A 23,154-nucleotide genomic window follows, 5' to 3' on the forward strand; every position below is an offset into this window, starting at 1 on the left:
AATGTTGTGGTAAAATTAAAACACTATGAAAAGTAACAAGGTATCAATTGCATGTGAAGTATGCAGAAAGAAAAATTACGTGACAATTAAAAGTGCTGGAAATGTAGAACGTTTAGCAATCAAAAAATATTGTCCTCATTGCAAACAACACTCAATTCACAAAGAAGAAGTTTAATTATGAGAAAAAATAAGAAAGTAAAAATTAGAAAAGTTGAAACAGGAAAAATGTCTTTAAAAGACAGATTTGAAAGCAGAAATAAAATTTATTTTTTTAGAAAGACTGTTAAAGAAATTAAACGTGTTCGTTGAGCAACTCCAAGACAAAATTGAATAAACCTTGTTAAAATTCTTGTTTTTACAGCTATATTTGCTTTATTTGTTTATGCAGTAACAATTGGATTTACAAAATTATGAGAAGTATTTGGTTCAGTTTAGAAAGGTAAATTATGAATAATTTTAAATGATACATGATCTCTACTGTTAGAGGAAAAGAAGAACAAGTTATTGAAGCTTTAAATAACCGTATTATTGCTGAAAATGTTGCAGAATCATTTAATCAATATGCAACACAAGATGGCGCTTTTAAAATCTTTAAAAAACCTATCTTAACAGCTAAAGAATTAGAAAAAAGACGTTTAGGTCAAGAATACAAAGTTAAATACACAAATCTTTACCCTGGATACATTTTTGCAAATATGAATATGACTGATGAAGCTTGATACATTGTACGTAACACACAAAATGTTACAGGTATCATTGGATCATCTGGTAAAGGAGCAAAACCTACACCTGTTTCTTCTAGAGAAATTAGAAAAATGGAAAAAGCTGCTGAAGAAGCTACACACTTATTTAACTTAGGTAAAAACTTACAAGGACTTAAAGTTAATGATTTAGTTGTGGTTTTAGATGGTCCATTTAAAGGTGAAATTGGCCCAATTAAATCATTAAACTTAGACGCAAATATCGCTACAATTCAAATTGAATCATTCGGAAAAAGAACTTCTGTTGAATTAAGCATCGATTCATTAGAACATTCAACAGAATATTAATTATTTTAGAGTAATTAAACAGTGTTAGCTGTTCTTTTTTATTCAAAATTTAATAAAAGCATAAAGAATTACTTTATTATCTAATTAAACAATTGCTTAATAAGTAATAAAGTCTAATTTTAATATTTCTTTTAAGTTGAATTTGATATCTTAAGTTCTAAATGCTTGAGATTATAATGTGGCTCAGAAAAGAGAAAGATTAATTTTAATCGGAATTCGTAATGATTTAGTTGACAAAATTAATTTTCACTTCCCGAATAAACAGTATCCTAAACCTATTTTAAGAGATATTTTATTAGATGTTCTTTCTAGTGAATGCGCTAAATATTTTAAGGAAAAAGAAGCTATTTCCTCACTTGTCCTACCAGGTGGATATTGAAGAGATATACCTGAGAAAATAACAAAGTAATATATGAAATCCGGTTGAGATTCATATAGAGGAAGAACTTGTATTTTAAGAAGATTAAGCCTTGATAAACCATCATTAATTATCTTAGCAACTCTCAGATGAAGCAAACAGACAGGTGCCGTCCGTTCTAAAACGGACCGCTTACAATTAGAGAATCTGCAAGAATTCAATCATTTCCAGATGAATGAACTTTTAAAGGATCAATTGCAAATCAATGTAAGCAAATTGGAAATGCAGTCCAAGTAAACTTAGCCAAAAGTGTTGGAAAGAAAATGATCAAAGTTTTAAAAAATATGAAAAGATATGATTAATATAAGTTACAAATATTTCTAGATATGAAAGATTTATCAGTGTTGTTGAATTAGCCGAAATAATATCGTCTATTCCAAATATTGATGAAAGGATTAAAAACAGCGATCCGAAAGTTGTAGCGACTATTGCTAGAGCTAACGAAAAGATTAATCTGTTCTCATTTGCATCCAAGTATTCCTGTTACCACAACAAGAATCTTTATGGTAAGGATGATTATTCAATATTGGATACTATATTGAAAGAGTCATTACCTAAGATGTTCAAAGATATAAAAGATATAAATAAGTCGAATGTCCAGCATTGAGTGAATACATATGACTATAAATCTTATAATGATTTCATCACAAATAAACTTGATGAGTTTGGAATAACTGTTCCTTTTAGAAAGAGGAAGTTTGACCATTTTATCTGATATAAAAATCGATAGGAGGAAACTGAATATGATTAGTGAGTTTTCACAGGAAGTTGCAGAACAATTAAAATATTATGTTTATAGATTAATCGATCCTCGAAACGGGCAGACATTTTATGTTGGAAAAGGAAAAGGCAACAGAGTGTTTCAGCATGTGAAGTGTGTTATCGATTACTATGATGGAGCTAAAGGAATTAATGAAGAAGATCCAAATAAATTCAAAATAATACAAAGCATCAGAGAGGCTGGACTTGAAGTCATCCACATCATACAAAGGTGGAATCTGACAGAAAGTGAAGCATTCCAAGTAGAATCTGCTTTAATTGATGCGTACCAAGGGTTGTCAAATATCCAGTCTGGTCATCATTCGGATTTTGGAGTTACAAACGCTAAAGAACTTCAAATGAGACTATCAATGAAAACTTATGATGAACCTACTGACTTTAAGTATCTAATTATAAAAGTCCGTTGGTGGAGATTGGAACAATTAGAATCTGAATTTCCGACTACTTATAGATATGAGGCAACAAGAAAAGAGTGAAAAATAAAACTAAGATCAGTAGAAGAATATAAATATGTATTTTCTGTGACTGACGGAATAGTAAAGGAAGTCTATAAAATAAAAGATTGGTATAGGTCGCCAGATGAAAAATCATCACGATTTGCTTTTGACGGCGAAATCGCTGAAGAAGAAATAAGGAAGAAATATATCAATACCAGAATCCCAGATACATATTGCAAGAAAGGAATGGCATCTCCTGTTTTATTCTCAAAGAATTAAGAGTAGAAAGGAACTTTATAGCAAGAAAACTAAAAGTATACGAGCAATCAATGAGTAGCAGCAGCTACACTTAGGTTCCGACCATTATCCTAAAAAGACAGTCTTAAGGGTCGCAAGCTTCGAGACTGAACAATATGTTAAGGTTGTATGTAAAGGAGATAAGATTATTCTTTCAAAAAACAGCTGCACCAGAACCGATAACTAAGAAATCATTGGAAAACAAAATAAAAAACCTAGACAAATCTCAAAGTAAACAGGAACATGAAATATGGAGAATCCATATTTCGTGTTTTTTGTATAGGAGAATATATCAGACAATTTAAACAGCATAAATTAATTGAACTTTTTTCAATTTATCAAGATTTAAAAAAAATTAATTGGAAAAATGATTTTGAAATTAAATTTCTTTCAATCAGAGGAATTATCTTTTTCGATAAAAAATTCGTAGAAGTGAAAAAATATTTTATTAAAAATTACAAAAGATATAATTTAGGTATGACTAATTTAGAATCACAAACAGGTAAATCTCCTAAAAAGGATTATTTGATTGCATTTAAAAACATTAAAGATTATTTAGAATTAAAGACTAATCGCACTTGTCAAGAAAATACTATTTACTTTAATGATCATGTTTATGTTTGAGATTGAGTAATTGCAAAGGAGTGATAATGATTGAAAAATATATTTATGAACTAACTACTTATGCATCTAATTTAGAAAATATTGATATCACTATCGATCAAACAAAAAAATTAGTTGATGATTTAGATGATTTAAATTTGAATTTTTATAATAAAAACATTGTTTTAAATTTATATCATACATATAAAAAAGTAATTCATGATGAAATCGAATATAATGAAAAATTCCCTGTTTTAACACTAATGAAAATTAACAAAAAATATTGGAAAGAGAATTATTGTTGATAATGGAAAAATTAGAAAACAAAGTGTTTTAATTACCGGAACTTCTTATAAGCCGCCTGTGGTAAATGATGAATTAATTAATAATCTAATTTTAGATAATTTATATGACTTAAATATTGATAGTGTCTTATCCTTGCAATGTAAATTAATGAAATTACAACCACTTAATGACGGTAATAAAAGAAGTGCAATGATTTTTACTAATTTACTACTATCAAAACATTTCAATCAAGTTTTAGTTGTGAAAGATATAGAAAAATACCGTAGTTTATTTGTTGATTATTATGAAACAGATGATAACGAAAAATTAATCACTTTCTTAAAAAGAAATTTAAAAAGGAAAACAAATAAAATAATAAACCGTTAAAATCAGTATATTAATTTTAGATTTATTAAGAGAACATATTAATCAAAAAGTTAAAGAATTAAATAAATCAAAAGATAGAAGTAGATAAAGAAAAGAAAGTTTTAAATGCTTTCTTTTTATTATTATCTTTTTTATAAAAAATTACAAACTAAACAAAACCATGTTATAATTTTATATAAAAATATTTCAATTGAAGGAGATAAAAATGAAATTTAAAAAAAGTTATTTACTTTTAGGATCTATGCTTTCTACTGCTGCTTTACCTTTGGTAGCGATGTCTTGTGTTAAAAAAGAAATTAAAGAAACTAAAAAAACGCCGTTAAATGACGAAGTTAAAGAAATTAAAGCAGATGAAGTATTAAAAACAGAATTAGATGAAACTAAAAAAGAATTAACCAAAGCAAAAACAGAACTTAAAGAAACTAAAACTAAATTAGAAAAATTTGATGGTTCAATTAAACATAGTCTTTTAAGCTTACAAAATGAAAAAATCTTACCACTTACAACTAAGGTAATTACATTAATGAAAGAAATAAGCCAAACATATAAACATAATCAAATAACAATTGATTTAGGTAAAGATTATTTCCAAGCACTATTACAATTAAGCCAAGAAGCAGTGGCTAAAAGTCAAGAAAGCATTAAAAAGCAAGAATACCATTTAGCTTCTCAACAACTTGGCGCCGCATCACTTTATTATGGTGAAATGAGAACTGAATATGTGGCTTTAAAAGCTATTAAATCATTATTAGAAAATATGAACCAAAAAACAAGAGAATGATTTATCACAGAAGCTGCTAAAATTAAAGAAACATTAATTACAGCCAAAACACAAGAATATAAAGAAACACTAAAAGATCAAAAATACGTGCCTCATATTAGCGATCTTTACCAAGCGTATGCTAATGCCATTGGGGCAAAATTAGATATTCAAAAGTAAAATAATCAATAATAAAAAAATATAGGTTAAACTAGGACAAGAAAAGTAGACAGAAAATAAAAAAACTGTTTACTTTTCTTGTCCTAGTTTACAAATAATATAAATACTACTTTTATAAAAGTAGTATTTTTTTAGTTTTAAATAATTTTGTGTTATATTATCATTATTATGAAGAAAATTAAGAAAAATTTATTTTGATTATTTAATAGCTCAATTGGTGTTGCCACTTTAATACCTGTAAGTGTAATTTCTTGTTCTAAAACACAAAAACAAGTTATCAAAAAAGAAAAGGAAAATGAAAAAGAAAGTAAAAAAGATGAAATAAGTCTTGAAAAAGAAGTTGGAAAATTACAAGAGAGTTTAAAATCTTTAAAAGAAAAAAGAGAATTAATAGTTAATAAGTTAATTCCTTTCTTTAATGATTTTCAAATGATTAAATTATTAAGTAATAATCGTGATATTAAAAATGAGTATTTAGATTATCAAAGAGAATATCTTAATACAATTGATAAAGGTATAAATCTTTTAAATGATAATTCTAAAACCTCTTATCAAAGAAATAATGAATTAAAAGTGTTATTAGATAGTTTTGAAAAAGAACATCCTTATACAAGTAATTTAAAAGATGATTTAACAGTAAATCATATAATCGAGTTAATCCAATGAAGTGATGTTTCATACAATGAAGAAAAGAATAATAAACAAATTGACTTAATCGAAAATCACGGACATTTATTAAAAAGATTAAATAAAAACAATTAAAAGATAAACTAGGACTAAACTGGGACACTAAAAATGGACAGAAGGTTTAATTAGACATAATAACACCTCAATGTTGTTGGGGTGTTTTTCAATCTAATTTTGATTGAATTCTTTCATTATTGTATCAAAAAATAAACTCATTAATTATTTTGCTAAGATCATCAAAAGTTATCTGGGTTATATCAATTAATTTTAAACATTCAGACTTTAAAATGGAAAAGAAATATTCTGCTTCTCTGTTGTCTAGAGAGTTGCCAACTCTCCCCATTGAAACAATGCCATTATTTTTAGATATTGTTTGCAAATAATCTTTAGATGAATATTGGAAACCATGGTCTGAATGTGCTATTCATTGTTTGTTCAATTTTATTTTTGACATGTGTTTCATAACTAAATCTAAATCATTTATTTTTGACAAATTGTAATTTACAATAAATTTACTTTTGTGGTCAATGGCAATTGACAAAAAAACAAAATTGTTTTCACAATCTTTTGGTGCTGTAATATATGTAACATCTGTTGCGATTATTTGGTTGGTTTTTCCGCTGTAATCACGTTTTACAAGGTCTACAAATTTAACATTTGTGTTTTTTCTTTCTCTATCTTTTTTCTTTCTTCTAATTAAACAATATAATTGCAATCTATTCATAATTCTGCCAATAGTCCTATAATTAAGCAAAATCTGATATTTTTGTTTGATGTAATTTTCTAATCTTTTTCTTCCAAATATACATTTATTCTTTTTAAAAGCTTCTAATATTAATTCATCATTTTTATGATCAATTTTTTTGGTTTTAGATTTTTGCTCTTTGCTTTTTCAATTATGAATTGTTGATTTTGATCTGTTAAATATAATCGCTAATTTTCTAGTTGAAACAGAAGTTTTTTTGATTTTAGATATATCAACATCAAAGTTATTCCTATCGAATGAATCTTTAAAAATTTCCAAAATTTCAATCAATTGTTCTTTTGGCATTTTTTCTCATTCTTTTTTAACAATATCCATTGGTGTAATTTTTAATTTTTTAGGTCTCCCAGATCCTTTGCCTTTTTTAGGAGATTTACCTGTTTGTGATATTAGATTTGTCATTCCTAAATTATATCTTTTATATTTCTCTAAAAAATTCCTCTTCGAATATATAGATTTTTTGTCAAAAAAGCTAACACCTCTTATCGCTAGATATTTAATTTCAAAATCATTTTTTGACATTAAACTCTTCTTATAATCATCATAGTCTGAAAAAAAGTTCTAGTCATTGTTCTTGTTTTAGTTGTTTCATAATAACTCCTTAATATAAAAAACACAAAATACGGTTTTGTCCATATTTTGTGTCCCAGTTTAGACAAGAAAAGTAGACAGTTTTTTATTTTCTGTCTACTTTTCTTGTCTTAGTTTAGTATACGCATAAGAGCAGATTCTATTAATTTTGATGTTTTTTCTTGATTATAAACAAAATTTCTTTGGCAGTCGGGGGGGGATTATAATCAATAGACGTTTTCCTTTTAGGTCTTTTAATTTACTTATTGTATAAATTTCAGAACGAAATTTAGGTTGACTATCTCATTTTGTTATGCATTATTCTTTCTTTTACTATAAACTATATTTACTATACTATAATGAGTTATATACGTTTTTCTTATTGTTTATTTTGACAAATTAGCAATTTTTAAATTTAATTACAAAATTTAATAATTTAATTTAAATTAGATATTATTTTTATAAATAATTAAACAAACTAGCTAAAAATATTCTTAAATTCTTCTATTAAAATAAATATCAAAAATAAAAAAATCTGGTACTACAAAAACACCAGAAAATTTATTTGAAATTGGCAGGGGTTAAAGGAATCGAACCCTTACTTTCAGTTTTGGAGACTGCAGCACTACCACTATACTAAACCCCCTCATATAATCATCACCTAAAATGATGATTTTTTATTATTATTTCCCGAATTTAAAGTGACAAACGTCGCCATCTTTCATAATGTAGTTTTTACCTTCAGAACGCATTTTACCAGCGTTTTTAGCGCCTAATTCACCATTGTATTCGATGTAATCTTCATATGCAATAACATCTGCTTTAATGAATTTTTTCTCAAAGTCTGTATGGATAATTCCTGCGCATTTAGGAGCCGCTCAACCTTTATGGTAAACTCAAGCTCTTGCTTCCATTTTACCTGCTGTAAAGTATGTTTCTAAATTAAGAAGATCAAATGATTCTCTTGTTAAAACATCTAGACCACTACGTTCTACAGCATACATTGAGAGCATCTCATTTTTTTCTTCATCTGATAAATCAATTAACTCAGATTCTAATTGAACTGAAATTGGAATGATTTTTTCATTTTGTTTTAATGAATTTTTAAGCTGATTATAAAGTTTATCATCTGTGTAATTTGCATACTGTTCTGTACCTAAGTTAGCTACATAAATTATTGGTTTTAATGTGAGTAAATGATAACCTTTAACAGCTTTTAATTCATTTTCATCAAGTTCAACATCACGAGCCGGTATTGATTGAAGTAATGCATCTTTAATTTTGTTAGCAGCATTAAATTCAATTAAACCATCTTTATCACCTGATTTAGCTTTTTTAGTAACTCTATTAATTACGTTGTTAATTGTTTCTAAGTCAGCTAACATTAACTCATAGTTAATAACATCTTTATCTCTTACAGGATTTACTGAATTAGCTACGTGCAAGATATTTTTGTCTTCAAAACATCTAACAACGTGAATAATTGCATCAACTTCTCTAATGTTTGATAAGAATTTATTTCCTAATCCTTCACCTTTTGATGCACCTTCAACAAGTCCTGCTATATCAACAAAGTCAAATGTAGCTCAAACAATTTTATCAGGTTTGATAATGTCTGCAATTTTTTGTAATCTTGGATCAATTAAAGGAACTGATGAAATGTTAGGTTCAATAGTTGTAAAAGCGTAGTTAGATGATTCAACTTGCTTTTTAGTAATTGCACTAAATAATGTACTTTTACCTACGTTTGGAAGACCTACAATACCTGCTTTTAGTGACATGAATAAACTCCTTTTTAATTAATAATTACGTTTTTAATTTTACTCTAAATGCTTGAAAAGTAATTTTTTAATTTGATAAAATTAAAATAAATTTTAAGAAAGGTGAAAATGAGTCAAATTAACAATAAAATTACACATTGATTTAATTTTTATAAATCCAAAGAACTAATAAACTCAGACATTAATGAATTTGTTAGAAATGTTGATAATCAGTTTCCAAACGGTGAATTTTACACAAGAGCAAAATCAACTGTTTATGGAATCGAATTTGATACACAAAACCAACTTGGTTACAACAATTTAAACCCTTATACATTGCTTAATTTGATTTCACTTTTTGATAAATTACTTCCTAGAAAGTCAATTTTTAATAAAAGAAGAAAAGTTTTAGTTGCATTAAAAAACAAAGTTAATATTAATTCAAAACTTCAAGATTTATTAATTAGATTTTTAAATGATAAAAAATACCATGTTTATACTTTTAATATTGATAAGCTAAATGATTTTTTTATCAATACAACTGTAAACAATATGGATTTAGATTATTCAGTTTATTTAGATTACAAAGAAACTAATAATAAGTTTTATTTAAAAATTTACAACAAAAATAAATTAATTTCACTTGAAGAACAAGAAAAATTAATTAATGAACTTTATGAAGTTAAGGATCACATATTTGTTTCTGATTCAAACTATTCAATTGTTTTAAACACAGACAAAGTTATTGACTCAGCTTATGAAAACTTCTTAAAATCAGTTAAATCTGAATTTGATTTTAATTCAAACAACAAATTGGTTGTTTATACACTTATTAGTGACAATTTATCAAACTACATTATTAATAGATTTTTATCAAATTTAAATGTTAAGGTTTCAAAATTGAACCCAACACTTAACAAAGATTTAAAAAATAAAAATTCAACTTTTTCTATTGTTAAATGAGCTCTATCAACTAATTACAATGCTAACTTAATTATTGTTATGGATGAACATAATGATATTAAGTTATTTGTTAGAGTTAAAAATAGATTTGTTGAATTAAATAATGATCAAATTGCTTATCTTTTTATTTCAAACCAATATTTAAAATGAAAAGAAACTAAGTTAACTGATAAACCAAATATTTTTATTCCACTAGATGCTTCAGAGTTAATTATGAACTTACTTAATACTTTTAAAATTCCTTATGAATTTGAAAATAAAATGAATGACCCGAACAACATTTTATTTGCATACAATTCAAATTCATTTTCAAATGATATTAATGAACATTTAAGTTTTGAAAATTATAATTTTCTATTTAACTTCTGTGTGATGTTGCAAGAGTATTTAGAAAACAATAACTTACTTACACTTAAACACAACAAAATGATTGAATCAATGAATAAAACATACTATGTTTATTCGTACATTAACAAAACTGTTCAAGATATGAAAAATGTTTTTGATTATTTAATAAATAAACCAACTGGCTTTCTTAAAAAATCAAAAATAAATAAACTCCAATTACTTGATTGAGATAACACAAAACAACATTACATTTTTCAAGTTAAAACAAAAGGTAAAAGATTTTCAACTATTACAAGTGTTTCTTGCAAGAAAGCTAAAAAAGAGATTGAAATTAAAACTGAATTTCAATCTCATATCTATAAATTTCATCCATTTTTAGAAACTATATGTGCTAATTTAGTTAAAAATAAAATCAAAAAAAGAATTTTAAAAATTGTTAAACAAATAAATAAGCTGCAAGAGAAAAAAGTATAATTTCCAAATATATTAAGGAGTTACTATGATTACAAAAATTAAAGGAACAAAAGACTATTCACCAGTAGAGTTTTTATTAAAAGATTTTGTAACCGATATGTTCACTGAAACAGTTGCTAAAGCAGGTTATGTTTTAGTGGAAACCCCTATTATGGAACAAGCTACACTTTTCAGACGTTCTGTAGATGATTCAGAAATTGTTAAAAAAGAAATGTATGAATTTAAAGACAAAGGCGACAGAGATATAGCGCTTAGACCTGAGGGAACTGCACCTTTTGTTAGAGCACTTATTGAACAAAAATGATTAAATGATGGATTTAGTAAATTTGCTTACTATGGGCCAATGTTTAGATATGAGCAACCTCAAAAAGGCAGATACAGACAGTTCTATCAAGCTGGTGTTGAATTTGTAGGTGAAAAAGCTTATACAAAGGATGTCGAAGTTATTTTATTAGCTGCGCACATTTTAGATAACTTGATGGTTGATTGAGAATTAAAAATCAACACAATTGGTGATGAATTAAGTAGAAAACAATATGAAGAAGCTTTATATAACTACTTATTACCTTACAAATCTGAGTTAAGTGAAATTTCACAAGAAAGATTAGAAAGCAAAAAAGTTTTAAGAATTCTTGACGATAAAGAAGATTCGCAAAAACCTTTTATTAAAAATGCTCCTAAAATTGCTGATTATTTATCGGATGAATCAAAAGAATACTTTGCAAAAGTTACTACAGCACTTGATGCAGCAAATATTGAATACAAAGTTTCAACTGAATTAGTTAGAGGTCTCGATTACTATGATGAAACTGTATTTGAATTTGTAACAGCAGGTAAAGGTTCAACAAGTGGACTTACATTAATTGGTGGTGGAAGATATTCAAACTTAATAGCTCAATTAGGTGGAGATAATATTTCAAGTGTTGGTTTTGGAATGGGAATTGATCGTGTTGTTGATGTTGTAAGAGAAAATGCGATGGAAATTTTAAAACCAGATATAGAATTAAGACACGCTGATGTTTATATTGCAATGACAAATGATGAAGATAATATTGCTTTTGGTACTATAATGGGACAAAATTATATTGCAACAGCTGGTTTGTCAGTTTACACAGAACATTCTTTAATTAAAAATAAAAAGTTATTTGAAAAAGCAGCAAAGAGAACTGCTGACTTCTTAGTTTATGATAACAAAATGATTAATCCTAACTTATTAATTATTAGAGATATGGTTACAGGAGAAAAAGTTACATTCTCAAAAAATGAAGAGGGCATCATTTCTGCACTTAACTTTATTTTAGAAAATGGTGATGAACACATCACAATCAGTGACTCGAAATTAGTTGATGTTGCACTTCTTATTGAAGAATTAGAAGAAGGAAAATAATATGAAAAAAACAATTAAAAATAATCAATTAAGATTAGAAAATGTTGGGCAAGTTATTACTTTATACGGGTGAGTAGCTAACAAACGTAGATTTGGTGAATTAAACTTTGTTGACTTACGTGACAAATTTGGAATTACACAATTAGTATTTAAAAAACCTATTTCTTTCACAAAAGAATCTGTTTTAGAAGTAACTGGAACAGTTTGTGAAAGAAAAGATAAAAATCTTGACTTACCTACAGGAGATATTGAAATTTTAGTTGATGAATACAAAGTTTTATCATTATCTAAAGAACAATTACCATTTCAAATTAGAGATGACATTGAAGTTAAAGAAGAATTAAGACTTGAATATAAATTTTTAGACTTACGTAGAAATGTGATGCAAAATAATATTAAATTACGTAATGATGTAATTTTCGCAATTAGAGAATATTTACAATCTCAAGAATTCACAGAAATTGAAACGCCAATTTTATCTAAAGCAACACCAGAGGGTGCTAGAGACTTTTTAGTCCCTACACGCAATAAAGAAAATGCATTTTATGCACTTCCACAAAGTCCTCAATTATTCAAACAATTATTAATGATTTCAGGGTTTGAAAAATACTATCAAATAGCAAGATGCTTCAGAGATGAAGATTCACGCAAAGATAGACAACCTGAATTTACACAATTAGATATCGAAGTAAGTTTTATGGACGTTCCTAGCTTCCATTCATACATTGAAGGTTTATTCAAACACTTTATGAAAAAAGTTATGAATGTTGATATCAAAGTTCCTTTTGATAGAGTAAGATTTGATGACTGTATTAGAGATTATGGAACAGACAAACCTGACTTTAGATTTGAAAACAAAATTGTTGATATTCCTGAATTTGCTAAAAACAGCGATTTCAGCATCATAACATCAGCTCCTTCAATCAGATTGCTTTATTTTGAAGAAAAAATTAACAAAAAAGAATATAAGAAACTTGAAGAAATAGCTAAGAAAAACAAAGTTAAAGCATTATTCTACTTGGTTGTTAATGAAAATAAAGAATTTATTGAAACAAACTTTGCCCAAAAATTAAATCCATCAGATGTCCAAGAATTAATTTCACAATTTGGTGAAGGAACATACTTGATTTGTGCAGATAAATTCGAAAATGCTTCACAAGCTTTAGGAGCATTAAGAGTTGAACTTAATTCTTGATATGGATGAGCTAGAGATGAATATAACTTCAAATGAATTATTGATTGACCTATGTTCGAATATGATGAAGAAACAGGAAAATGAGCAGCAGCTCACCATCCATTTACTCAATTCGATAATCCGTCAGAAGATTTAGATAAATTACCTAAAGAAAAAATTAGAGCAAAAAGTTACGACTTAGTTCTTAACGGTTTTGAATTAGGTTCAGGTTCAGCTAGAATTTATGATGAAAAAGTTCAAACTAAAATGTTTGAAATGATCGATCTATCAAAAGAAGAACAACAAAACAAATTCGGATTTTTCTTAAAAGCTTTTGAATATGGAGTCCCACCACACTGTGGTATTGGTCTTGGGATTGATAGATTAATTATGATTTTAGCTAACCAAAAAACTATTAGAGATGTTATTGCGTTCCCTAAAAATTCAAAAAATGAAGACCTTATGACCCAAGCTCCTTCAAGTGTTGATTCAGGGCAATTAACAGAATTATTTCTTGAAGTCAAGTCTAAATAGTTATGTAAAAAAATACTAGATTTGGTAAGTCTAGTATTTTTATTTTGCAATTTATAGAATTGATTTTACTTCAATTAATTTACTGATTTTTTTGTATCCATCATGTTCATCTAAGGCCATTAAAACAACATTAGCTAAAACTTTTACACCTTGAGATTGAAGTAAATCAATAATAGCTTTTGTAGTTCCACCAGTCGCTAGAACATCATCAATAATGATTGCCTTTTGACCTGGTTTTAGAACTTCATCTTGAATTTCTAAAGTATTATCGCCATATTCTAAATCATACTTTTGAGAAATTGTATGGCCTGGTAGTTTGCCTTTTTTTCTAACCATTACAAATGGTTTATTAAGTTTATAAGCAACAGGAGTTCCGAAGATAAATCCTCTTGCATCAGGTGCTACAATGATGTCTGCTTCTTTGCATAATTGTGTCATTTTGTCTATGACATGGGTAAATGCATCAGGATTAGCTAATAGTGGCGCTATATCTTTGAATACAATTCCTTGTTTAGGAAAATTAGGAATGTCAGTAATTAAATCTTTAAGATTTTTCATAATAATTATTAGTTAACTCTTACATCTTCATAAAATTCAAGGACATCATCTGCTTCAATATCATTAAATCCTTTGATGTGTGTTCCAAAGTTTTTACCTTTAAGAACTTCTTTAACGTCATTTTTCTCACGTTTAAGTGAGTCAATAACACCTTCGTGAATAAGTTTTCCTTTACGGTAAACTTTAACTTTACAGTTAGATCTTACAACACCTTCATCTAACATTGTACCAGCGATGTTTCCAACTTTTGAGTAGAAGAAAATTTGAATAATATGACCTTCTCCAATTTTTTGTTCTTCATAGATGGGTGCTTTTTCTCCATCAAGCATACCTTGAACATCTTCGATAATTTTGTAAATAACATCGTGAGAAATAACAGTAACGTTTGATGCAGCTGCATTTTGTTTAATATTTTGTGAAACTCTCAAGTTAAATACGAAAATAACTGCATTTGATGCTTTAGCTAAAAGTAAGTCTGTATCATTAACATTTCCAACTGCTGCTGAGATAACTTTAACAATAGCATCTTCATTTTCTAAACCATCAATTTGATCTTTTATAGCTTGAGAAGTACCGTAAACGTCTGATTTAATAATAATGTTGATAATTTTTTTACCATCAATATTTTGATCTGTAATAGTTTTTGAGTGAAGTAAATCCATACGATCAGCTGTGGCTTTTTCTTGAGCTAATTTCTTAGCGAATTTTTCATCATTGAATCCAACAAATTTATCTCCAGCATCAGGTGCATAGTTAAGACCTGAAATAATTGCTGGTGCTCCCGGTTCAACTGCTTCAATTTGGTTTCCATTAGAATCAGTAATCATTCTAACTCTTCCGTATTTTGAACCAGCAATTAAGAAGTCTCCTTTGTGCAATGTTCCTGTTTCAACAATAATTGTAGAAACAACTCCAACTCCTTTATCAACACGTGATTCAATAATTGTTCCCATTGGATATCTTTTTGGATTTGCTTTTAAGTCTAAAATTTCGCTTAATAACATAATAGCATCAAATAATTCCGTAAGTCCTTCACCTTTAAGTGCTGAACCATAAACGATTTGAATATCTCCACCATATTCTTCAATAAGAACATCGTTTTCAGCTAATTCACCTTTAATTCTGTCAAGGTCTTTGTTAGGTTTATCCATTTTGTTAACAAAAACAATCATTGGAACATTTGCTGCTTTAGCGTGATCAATAGCTTCTTTTGTTTGAGGCATAACCCCATCATCAGCTGCAACAACTAAAACAACAATATCAGTAACTTTAGCTCCTCTAGCACGCATTTGTGTGAACGCTTGATGCCCAGGTGTATCTAAGAAAGTGATTTTTTGACCTTTGTGACTAATTTGGTAAGCACCTGTATGTTGTGTAATTCCACTGCTTTCTGTTGAAACGATGTTTGAGTTTCTAATTTTGTCAATTAATGTAGTTTTACCGTGGTCAACGTGCCCCATAACAGTGATGATTGGAGATCTTTTAACTAAATCTTTTGGATCATCTTTAAATTCAATTTCATCAAGAAAGTTTGAGCCATTAATGTTTGTTTCTTTTCTGAAGTCATATCCATATTCAATTGCCATTTCAGCAATTTGCTCTTCATCTAAAAGTGTGTTAAGGTTGTACATTTTACCTTGCATAAAAAATTTTTTAATAACTTCTGTAGCAGGTACTCCGATTTTTTGTGCAAAATCAGCAATTGACATTTTTTCAGTGAAAATAAATACACCATCTTTTAATTCAGTTTTTGTCGTTTGCAATTGCTTTTTAATTTCATTTACGTTTGAAATTCTATTTTGTTTTTTAGCCATATAACACCTCCTTAAGTTCGTTTTCTAATGAATCATATTGTTCATCAGATATGTTAGTTTTATATGTTCTATTTAAAGCTTTTGTTTTTCTTATTTTTTGTCAGTTTTCTAAACTTGCAACAAAATAAGCTCCTCTATGTTTTTTGTTTTTATGTAAGTCTAAAACTAATAAATTATTTTCTTTATCGTAACTGAATCTAGTGAGCTCATCAACTGGTAAAACTTGATTTGTCGCAATACACTTACGAAAAACTGTTTTAATCTCAGTCATCTGAATTTAAGTCATCTAAATCAAGTTTTACGTTTGATAATCCATAGTTTGTAAGGTCATCATCCACTTTAAAGTCTTTAAGTTGATTTTTAGTTCTCTTAAATTCATTAAGCATTTTTCTGTTTTTCTCTTCTTTTTTAGCGTTTTCAGTTTTTTCATCAAGAGTTTCATCTTCAACTTCATCTGTGAATTCATCATTGTATTTGTCAATTTCATCCACGAAACTGTATTCATCTAATGAGTTAAGAAGTTTTTCAAGGTTTGAAGATTCTTCTTCAAAAATATTGTTAATTTCTTCTGCTTTATTTTTCTTAGTTTTAACTTCGCTAGTTGCAGGTTTTTTAGCTTCTTCTGATTTTTGTTTTGCTTCTTCCACAACAGTTTCTGTTTCTAATTCTGTGTAAATATTGTTGTTAAAGTCTTCAAATAATGAGTCTGTATCAATGTACATATCAATGTTTTTAAGCATTGAGTTTGTTTTTGATTGTTTTTTACTTGCATTTACTTTTGGTTGAGTTGTGTTGAAGTAATGTACATCGTGAACATAATCATTTTTGAATTTAATTCCTTTTACAAGTGCTTCTTCAGTTGTTAATACTTCAATTCTTGTTCCTGTTAATTTAGAAGCAAGTTCAATGTTAATTCCTTGTTTTCCGATAACAACTGTTGCATCGCTTGGTTTAACAATTGCATAAACCTTTCTTCTTTCTTGATCAGCTCATTTAATATCAACTGCTTTACCAGGAGCAATAGCATTTTTAACATATTCAAGTGTGTCTGGTGAGTAAACAATAACGTCAATTTTTTCACCATCTAATTCAGTAACAACTGATTGAATTCTTGAAGCAAATTGTCCTGTAATTGAACCAACTAAATTAATTTGATCACTATTTTGATCTTTAAGTGCAAATGAAACTTTAGATCTTTCTCCAGGTACTCTTTGAATGTCTTTAATAACAATTTGACCTGATTTGATTTCTGGAATTTCGTTTCTTAAGATTTCAACTAATTCTTCTGTTGAGTTTAATGAAACTGTAACAATGCTTAATCTTGATTCAGGATTAATTGAATCAACATAAACCATAATTTTTTGACCTAAGTTTAATTTTAAGTTCTTAGGCTTTTTAGCCCCAGGTAAGAAAGCTGTTTGTTTATCTTCTAACATAACATTGTATGAGTTGTTAGATAAGTGTTTTAAAACAACTGCAGGAACTTTTTGTCCGATCATTTTTGAATATTTTTCAACAACTTTTGATTTGTTTGTTAAGTTTAAAGATTGTTTAACGCCACTTGTGATTGCTCTTCTTAATTTATCTGATAGTCCAGCAAACTTAAATTGAATTCTAACTACATCATCAACTTGAACATTTGAATCGTTTTTTCTAGCTTCTGAAAGTTGAATTGTGTAGATTTTAGCTAATGCATCATCTTCACTTAAAACTTGAGGTTCATCATCTTCTGAAATTTCTTCATCTTCAATAACTTCTCCGTTTAAGTTGAACATATTTACAGCTTTATTATCAAAGTCTACTTCAAATTGAATTTCAGCATTAGGGTCAACTTGTTTAGTAATTGCTTTTTGAGTTTCTGATCTAAATAATTCTAAAACTTCTTCAAATGGAGAGTTTAGACCTTCTGCTTGAAGTTCAATATATTTAAATAGTTGTTGACTTTCAACATCGACTTGTGTTTTATTTTTGGCTTTTGCCATAATTTACTCCTTATATTTTTTGTTAAAACTTAATATATTCTTCAATTTCATTTATGTTAGAAAGATCTAATTTAATTGTTCTAATTTGGCCTTTTTTATTTCATTTACCCACTATGTGATCTAGCTGAACTTCAGTTAATTTAATTACAAAATTATTTTGTCCTTCAAAACTTTTTTGAGTTTTGACTTCAATATATTTATCAATGTATTGATCTAACATTTCCATTGAAATTTTAAGGTCTGTTCCTTTTGATAATACTACTAAATTTATATCATCAGTAAATCATTTTTGTGTCTCTAAAAATGCAGAAATTTCTTTTCCAAGTTTGTTAACTTCATCCAAACTTCTATAATCAACCACCACTTCTAGTGTTTTTCCTAAAAGAGGGTCGTGTTCCATTTTTACTGATAAAACTTTAGAAAATTGCTCTTTTAAAATCTTTTCATCAAACATTTTGCTCCTATAAAAATGTAAATAGAAAGAGCTGCTTTCGCAACTCCTTTCTCTTACCTCTAAATATAATTAATGTTGTATATAAATAATACCATATTATTTTAATAGTATTTATTATATGTAGTGATTTTTTTATTAGTGCATAAGGCATAAAAGTATTTTTTGTATTATTCGTAAAGTTCTAATGTCATATTAATTGATGTTAGAACTTCATCATTTTCATATGTGAATAAGTCATATTGAAAGTTAAATTCATTAATTGATGTGAAGAAGTTTTTACATACAGTTTTTAAATTAATTTCAAATTTTTTCTGTGTTGAAGAGTCAACTACTGAAATGTTTGCATTACCCTCTTCATTTTTCTTTACGCATACAGTTGTTAAGTTTGTGTAAATATTAACTTCATTTTCTGAAATGTCAATTCTATTTGTTTCATTGTATTTAGGTTCATTGAATTTAAGTTCAATAACACCATCTTCAGTTTTGTTATATAAATCAAGTTGTGATAAAAATTCAATAACCTGAGGTTCATCATTTGTAGGAACCTTAATAATTGATTTGAAATTAATTTTCATATTCTTTAAGTCTTTCTGAAATTAATTCTTTTCCAAATAATCAAATGGCTTTTGCTAATTCAGGCCCGTGAGCAATTCCTGTTGCAGCAAGACGAATTGGCATAAATAAGTTTTTACCTTTAACATTTAAATTTGAAGAGGTTAAATTAATTGCTTCTTGGATATTTGCAATTGTAAAGTGCTCAGCAGCAAGTTTTTTGAAGTTATTTGCAAATTCTTTAACTGTATTTAATTCAGCTTCATTGAATTCAGTTTTTGAGTATTCAGGATTTAAATATGAATTTAAGTGAGTTTTTAATTCTGAAATTGTTACAGAGCTAGCTTTAAATGTGTCAACAAAAATATTTAATCATTCTCAATCTAAATTTGAGTTTCCTAAATTCATTAAGTCAATTAATTTTTGATTGTTTGTATTTTTTAAGTATTGTTTTGAGAATCAATCCATTTTTGAAACATCAAATTTTGAAGGTGACTTAGATAATCTTTGTGGATCAAATTTAGCAATGATTTCTTCTTTGCTCATTAATTCAGATGCATCAGCAGCTGTTCATCCTAATAATGATAAGAAGTTAAAAATACCTTCAGGCATATATCCTTCATTTTTGTAATCTTCGATAAATTGTTTTGTTTCAAGATCACGTTTTGAAAGTTTTTTACCTTCCATATTTGTAATAATTGTCATATGTCCGAATTGTGGTTTCTCTCAATTTAAGTATTCATATAAAACAAGTTGTTTAGGTGTATTTCCGATGTGCTCTTCTCCACGTAAGATGTGTGAAATTTCCATATCATGGTCATCAACTACTACTGCAAAGTTGTAAGTTGGATACCCATCTGATTTAAAAATAACTCAATCAGCTATTTCATCAGAGTTGAATGAAATTTCACCTCTAACAATATCATTTCAAGCTAAAGTGTGATTTTTAGGCATCACTAAACGGTATGAATATTCACCATTAGCATCTCTTTTTTGTTTTTCTTCGTCAGAAATTTTTAATCAGTTTCTGTCGTATCTAAAACTTGGAATACTTTTAGCATCTGATTCTAATTTTTGAGCTTCTAATTCTTCAGATGAGTCGTAAGCTTTATATGCGAGATCTTTTTGTAAAAGTTCATTTAAAACTTCATTGTATCTATCTAACTTTTGACTTTGTCTGTATTTGCCACATTTTGGATTCGGATTTAATGGAGATTCATCTGGAATAATTCCCAATCAAGCCAAGTTATTTAATTGTGATTCTTCACCACCTGGAACATTACGTTTAACATCTGTGTCCTCAAGTCTGAAAACAAAATCGCCATCAAAATGTTTAGCAAACAAATAACAAAATAAAGCTGTTCTAGCTCCACCGATGTGTAAGTATCCTGTTGGACTTGGAGCATAACGTGTTCTGATTTTTTTGCTCATAGTAAAATAACTCCTTTGTAGCTGAATATTAAAGTTATAAAATTATAAAACAATATTCTTGCAATGAAAAAACTTAATAAAAAATGCTATTTTTAAACTTTCACCATAGTGCTCTAGGTGTAAAAGTTTGAAAAAACACAAAAAAAGTATTTGAAGTTTTTGCTTTTTTATATAAAACAATTAATTTTAGAATTTCATATAATTTAAATATATGAAATCAAATTTAAATTATATGATTAATAATAAATATAAAAAGAGCAAAAGGCAATTTAGGGAAGGATTAGATCCTAGGATTTTAGAAAATCACCACGAGCAAGCGTTAGAAATATTAGATGACTCAATCGAAGTGAAAATGCCTGGTAGACTTAGTAAAAGAATTTCAAGAAAACCAATAACATATCAAAAGATTTCAAAACTTACAGGTGTTTCAGTTGCTACGATTAGTCGTTTCTATAATGATGGTTATGTTTCTAAAGATAACAGAAGAAAAATTGAAGAAATTATAAAGGAATATGATTATGTTCCTAATCCAAGAATTAGAATTAATAAAGTTCAAGTAAGCTCGATTTTTGTTATCTGCCCTCTTTATGGTCAAAATTATATTCAAAACATTATTTCAGGAATTATTGCTGGTGCATCAAAAAATAATAGAAGAGTTGTTACATTTTACACTGTGCCAACAGTTGATGAATATATTGAAACTTTAAAATATCTTTTATTATGAAAACCAAAATCAATCGTTGTATTTATTAGTAAAGAAAATCTAGAATTATTTGATTTCCTTAAAACCATCAAGGATGTTGCTGTCTTAGTTTATGGATACAAAGTTGATGGTGTTTCTTGAGTTGTTCCAGATGATAAAGAAGCATTTTACAAACTTACAAAATCATTTATTAGAAGAATTCCAAGAGCGAGAAACTCAAACAAAATTATTTTCTTAGAAGACCAAAAGCTATCTGATTATCAAAAATTCCAAAGAATTTCAGGATTCAAGGAAGCTTGTTCAGAATATAGTATGACTTATATGAGATATCCAATCAGTGCTAAGAAAAATAAAGAAGAAGTTAAAGAAATTATTGCTTTTGCAAATACAAATAATGTTTCAAATATTATTTCTTCAACTCACGATTCGTTTATTTCAATTAACACGTATGCTTCAAAACACTTTAGAATTAGTGACATTGGTTACCAATCAATTTACGATAGTTTAGGTGTTTATGTTGATAAGATTTTTGTGGACTATCCATATATGGGAGTGATAATTGAATCAATGATTACAAAACAACTTTCATCAAAAAATCCACAAACAGCGGTTATTAAACTTAAATTAATTAGTGAATTAAGTGAAAAAACATCTTAAGATTTTGGATGCAACATCAAATTGCATCTATTTTTTAATCTAACGATTTAAATAATGAAAATAAAGATTTTAAGACCTATAGGGGTGTCTTGAAAGTTATGTTAATAAAAATTAAATGCTATATAATTTAGAAATATTTAATTTAAATTAAAAAATCATTATTAAGAAAGGAAAATTATTATGGTTATAGGAAATTCAAAAGTAGCAATTGATGCTATTGAAAAATATGACAATATTGTTATTTTTCACCACATTCGTCCAGATGGAGACTGTTTAGGTTCACAAGCTGGGCTTGCAGAATTAATTAGAACAAACTACCCTAATAAAAATGTTTACACAGTAGGTGATAACTTACACTTATTTGACTTTATGGGTTACCACTTTGATGACATCGAAAAAATCGACTTTACAAATTCATTAGGAATTGTAGTTGATGCTTCAAGCGGAAACAGAATTGAATGTGCGAACTTATTATATGAAAACAAGACAACAGCTAAATTAAGAATTGATCATCACCCTAATTCAGCTGACATCGATTACGATTACAATTGAATCGATGAACACTATGTTGCAGCTGCTGAAATGATTGCTCAAATTGCATTTGATGCAGGATGAACAGTTACACAAAAAGCTGCATCACACATTTACCTAGGAATTAACACAGACTCAGGAAGATTTTTATACCCTGACACATCAGCTAGAACACACAAATTAGTAGCATTCTTAATGGAAACAGGATTTCACCCATCATTCATTTTAAAAGAACTTTCAAAAAGAACATTCAAACAACTTAAATTTGTTGGACACATTTTAAATGGATTCAAAAAAGAAGGAAGAGTTCTTTACTACGAAATTGATGCAGAAACATTAAAGAAATATGATATGGATTCATTTGAAGCTGCTCAATACGTAAATGAATTAGCTAACATTGAAGATAAGTCTTGTTGAGCATTATTCATTCAACTTGAAGATGGAACAGTTAGAGGAAGATTACGTTCAAATGGACCATTAGTTAACTTAGTTGCTAACAAATATGATGGTGGAGGGCACGATAACGCTGCCGGAATTACTCTTCAACATTGAGACCAAGTTAAAGATGTTTTAGCTGACTTAAATCAAGCTATCGTTGAGTGAGAGGCTAAATAAT

General features: G+C 27.7%; 25 protein-coding genes and 1 tRNA gene. 16 read left to right on the plus strand and 10 right to left on the minus strand.

Features of this window, described 5'->3' with window-relative positions:
* Positions 1–25 precede the first annotated feature (25 nt).
* From rpmG to U5U50_RS00875, 11 genes are all read left to right on the plus strand, one after another.
* A complete protein-coding gene (gene rpmG, locus U5U50_RS00825; RefSeq protein ID WP_324673014.1) occupies positions 26–175 on the plus strand; it encodes a 50S ribosomal protein L33 in 150 nt (49 codons plus the stop codon).
* Between the two features lie 2 nt (positions 176–177).
* A complete protein-coding gene (secE, locus tag U5U50_RS00830) occupies positions 178–435 on the plus strand; it encodes a preprotein translocase subunit SecE (protein ID WP_324673016.1) in 258 nt (85 codons plus the stop codon).
* Positions 436–446: 11 nt separating this feature from the next.
* Entirely contained in the window at positions 447–1,049 is a 603-nt protein-coding gene (nusG, locus tag U5U50_RS00835; RefSeq protein WP_324673018.1) for a transcription termination/antitermination protein NusG, read from the plus strand.
* A 178-nt stretch (positions 1,050–1,227) separates the two neighbouring features.
* Positions 1,228–1,458 (plus strand): DNA cytosine methyltransferase, encoded by a 231-nt coding sequence (locus U5U50_RS00840; RefSeq protein WP_324673020.1) that lies wholly within the window; start codon positions 1,228–1,230, stop codon positions 1,456–1,458.
* A gap of 164 nt (positions 1,459–1,622) precedes the next feature.
* Positions 1,623–1,769, plus strand: a complete 147-nt coding sequence (locus U5U50_RS00845) for a DNA cytosine methyltransferase (protein ID WP_324673339.1) — start codon at positions 1,623–1,625, stop codon at positions 1,767–1,769.
* A 441-nt stretch (positions 1,770–2,210) separates the two neighbouring features.
* On the plus strand, positions 2,211–2,963 hold the full coding sequence (locus U5U50_RS00850; protein ID WP_416383401.1) for an LEM-3-like GIY-YIG domain-containing protein: 753 nt from the start codon (positions 2,211–2,213) through the stop codon (positions 2,961–2,963).
* Between the two features lie 495 nt (positions 2,964–3,458).
* Complete coding sequence (locus U5U50_RS00855) at positions 3,459–3,632, plus strand: hypothetical protein (protein ID WP_324673025.1); 174 nt, start codon at positions 3,459–3,461, stop codon at positions 3,630–3,632.
* Positions 3,632–3,892, plus strand: a complete 261-nt coding sequence (locus U5U50_RS00860) for a hypothetical protein (protein WP_324673027.1) — start codon at positions 3,632–3,634, stop codon at positions 3,890–3,892. The genes U5U50_RS00855 and U5U50_RS00860 overlap by 1 nt, the downstream gene beginning before the upstream one ends.
* 55 nt (positions 3,893–3,947) lie before the next feature.
* Positions 3,948–4,256 carry a hypothetical protein gene (locus U5U50_RS00865; protein ID WP_324673029.1) on the plus strand — a complete coding sequence of 103 codons (309 nt, stop codon included), beginning with the start codon at positions 3,948–3,950 and terminating at the stop codon, positions 4,254–4,256.
* A gap of 205 nt (positions 4,257–4,461) precedes the next feature.
* Complete coding sequence (locus U5U50_RS00870; protein ID WP_324673031.1) at positions 4,462–5,196, plus strand: hypothetical protein; 735 nt, start codon at positions 4,462–4,464, stop codon at positions 5,194–5,196.
* 168 nt (positions 5,197–5,364) lie between these two features.
* The gene (locus U5U50_RS00875) at positions 5,365–5,958 is read left to right on the plus strand and encodes a hypothetical protein (RefSeq protein ID WP_324673033.1); all 594 of its coding nucleotides are present in this window, start codon (positions 5,365–5,367) and stop codon (positions 5,956–5,958) included.
* 46 nt (positions 5,959–6,004) lie between these two features.
* Here the strand turns inward: U5U50_RS00875 and U5U50_RS00880 are convergent, their stop codons facing one another.
* From U5U50_RS00880 to ychF, 3 genes are all read right to left on the minus strand, one after another.
* Positions 6,005–7,168, minus strand: a complete 1,164-nt coding sequence (locus U5U50_RS00880) for an IS3 family transposase (protein ID WP_324673035.1) — start codon at positions 7,166–7,168, stop codon at positions 6,005–6,007.
* Between the two features lie 620 nt (positions 7,169–7,788).
* Positions 7,789–7,862, minus strand: a tRNA-Trp gene (locus U5U50_RS00885).
* Positions 7,863–7,899: 37 nt separating this feature from the next.
* The gene (gene ychF / locus U5U50_RS00890) at positions 7,900–8,997 is read right to left on the minus strand and encodes a redox-regulated ATPase YchF (RefSeq protein ID WP_324673037.1); all 1,098 of its coding nucleotides are present in this window, start codon (positions 8,995–8,997) and stop codon (positions 7,900–7,902) included.
* 108 nt (positions 8,998–9,105) lie between these two features.
* Between ychF and U5U50_RS00895 the strand changes: the two genes are divergently transcribed.
* From U5U50_RS00895 to aspS, 3 genes are read left to right on the plus strand one after another with little or no spacing between them, the layout of a single operon-like run.
* Entirely contained in the window at positions 9,106–10,761 is a 1,656-nt protein-coding gene (locus tag U5U50_RS00895) for an MAG5620 family putative phospho-sugar mutase (protein WP_324673039.1), read from the plus strand.
* A gap of 25 nt (positions 10,762–10,786) precedes the next feature.
* The gene (gene hisS, locus U5U50_RS00900) at positions 10,787–12,148 is read left to right on the plus strand and encodes a histidine--tRNA ligase (RefSeq protein WP_324673041.1); all 1,362 of its coding nucleotides are present in this window, start codon (positions 10,787–10,789) and stop codon (positions 12,146–12,148) included.
* Position 12,149: 1 nt separating this feature from the next.
* On the plus strand, positions 12,150–13,856 hold the full coding sequence (aspS, locus tag U5U50_RS00905) for an aspartate--tRNA ligase (protein ID WP_324673043.1): 1,707 nt from the start codon (positions 12,150–12,152) through the stop codon (positions 13,854–13,856).
* 51 nt (positions 13,857–13,907) lie between these two features.
* On the opposite strand, the gene U5U50_RS00910 is transcribed toward aspS, so the two are convergent.
* The 7 genes from U5U50_RS00910 to gltX form a co-directional block, all read right to left on the minus strand.
* Positions 13,908–14,414, minus strand: coding sequence for an adenine phosphoribosyltransferase (locus U5U50_RS00910; protein WP_324673045.1), 507 nt, complete (start codon positions 14,412–14,414; stop codon positions 13,908–13,910).
* Positions 14,415–14,422: 8 nt separating this feature from the next.
* Positions 14,423–16,228 (minus strand): translation initiation factor IF-2, encoded by a 1,806-nt coding sequence (gene infB, locus U5U50_RS00915; protein WP_324673048.1) that lies wholly within the window; start codon positions 16,226–16,228, stop codon positions 14,423–14,425.
* Complete coding sequence (locus U5U50_RS00920; protein ID WP_257089457.1) at positions 16,221–16,499, minus strand: YlxR family protein; 279 nt, start codon at positions 16,497–16,499, stop codon at positions 16,221–16,223. The genes infB and U5U50_RS00920 overlap by 8 nt, the downstream gene beginning before the upstream one ends.
* The gene (locus U5U50_RS00925) at positions 16,486–18,210 is read right to left on the minus strand and encodes a NusA N-terminal domain-containing protein (protein ID WP_324673050.1); all 1,725 of its coding nucleotides are present in this window, start codon (positions 18,208–18,210) and stop codon (positions 16,486–16,488) included. The genes U5U50_RS00920 and U5U50_RS00925 overlap by 14 nt, the downstream gene beginning before the upstream one ends.
* 22 nt (positions 18,211–18,232) lie before the next feature.
* Entirely contained in the window at positions 18,233–18,664 is a 432-nt protein-coding gene (locus U5U50_RS00930) for a hypothetical protein (protein ID WP_324673052.1), read from the minus strand.
* A gap of 167 nt (positions 18,665–18,831) precedes the next feature.
* Positions 18,832–19,239 carry a hypothetical protein gene (locus tag U5U50_RS00935; protein ID WP_324673054.1) on the minus strand — a complete coding sequence of 136 codons (408 nt, stop codon included), beginning with the start codon at positions 19,237–19,239 and terminating at the stop codon, positions 18,832–18,834.
* Positions 19,229–20,647 (minus strand): glutamate--tRNA ligase, encoded by a 1,419-nt coding sequence (gene gltX / locus U5U50_RS00940; protein WP_324673056.1) that lies wholly within the window; start codon positions 20,645–20,647, stop codon positions 19,229–19,231. Before gltX ends, U5U50_RS00935 begins: the two co-directional genes overlap by 11 nt.
* A gap of 211 nt (positions 20,648–20,858) precedes the next feature.
* Here gltX and U5U50_RS00945 point away from each other — a divergent pair, with 211 nt between their 5' ends.
* Together U5U50_RS00945 and U5U50_RS00950 are read left to right on the plus strand one after the other, a co-directional pair.
* A complete protein-coding gene (locus tag U5U50_RS00945; RefSeq protein ID WP_324673058.1) occupies positions 20,859–22,007 on the plus strand; it encodes a LacI family DNA-binding transcriptional regulator in 1,149 nt (382 codons plus the stop codon).
* Positions 22,008–22,187: 180 nt separating this feature from the next.
* Positions 22,188–23,153 (plus strand): bifunctional oligoribonuclease/PAP phosphatase NrnA, encoded by a 966-nt coding sequence (locus U5U50_RS00950; protein ID WP_324673060.1) that lies wholly within the window; start codon positions 22,188–22,190, stop codon positions 23,151–23,153.
* Position 23,154: the final 1 nt, after the last annotated feature.

Origin of the sequence: Mycoplasma sp. 888, assembly GCF_035609225.1 — a bacterium.
Taxonomy (GTDB): Bacteria; Bacillota_I; Bacilli_A; order Mycoplasmatales; family Metamycoplasmataceae; genus Mycoplasmopsis.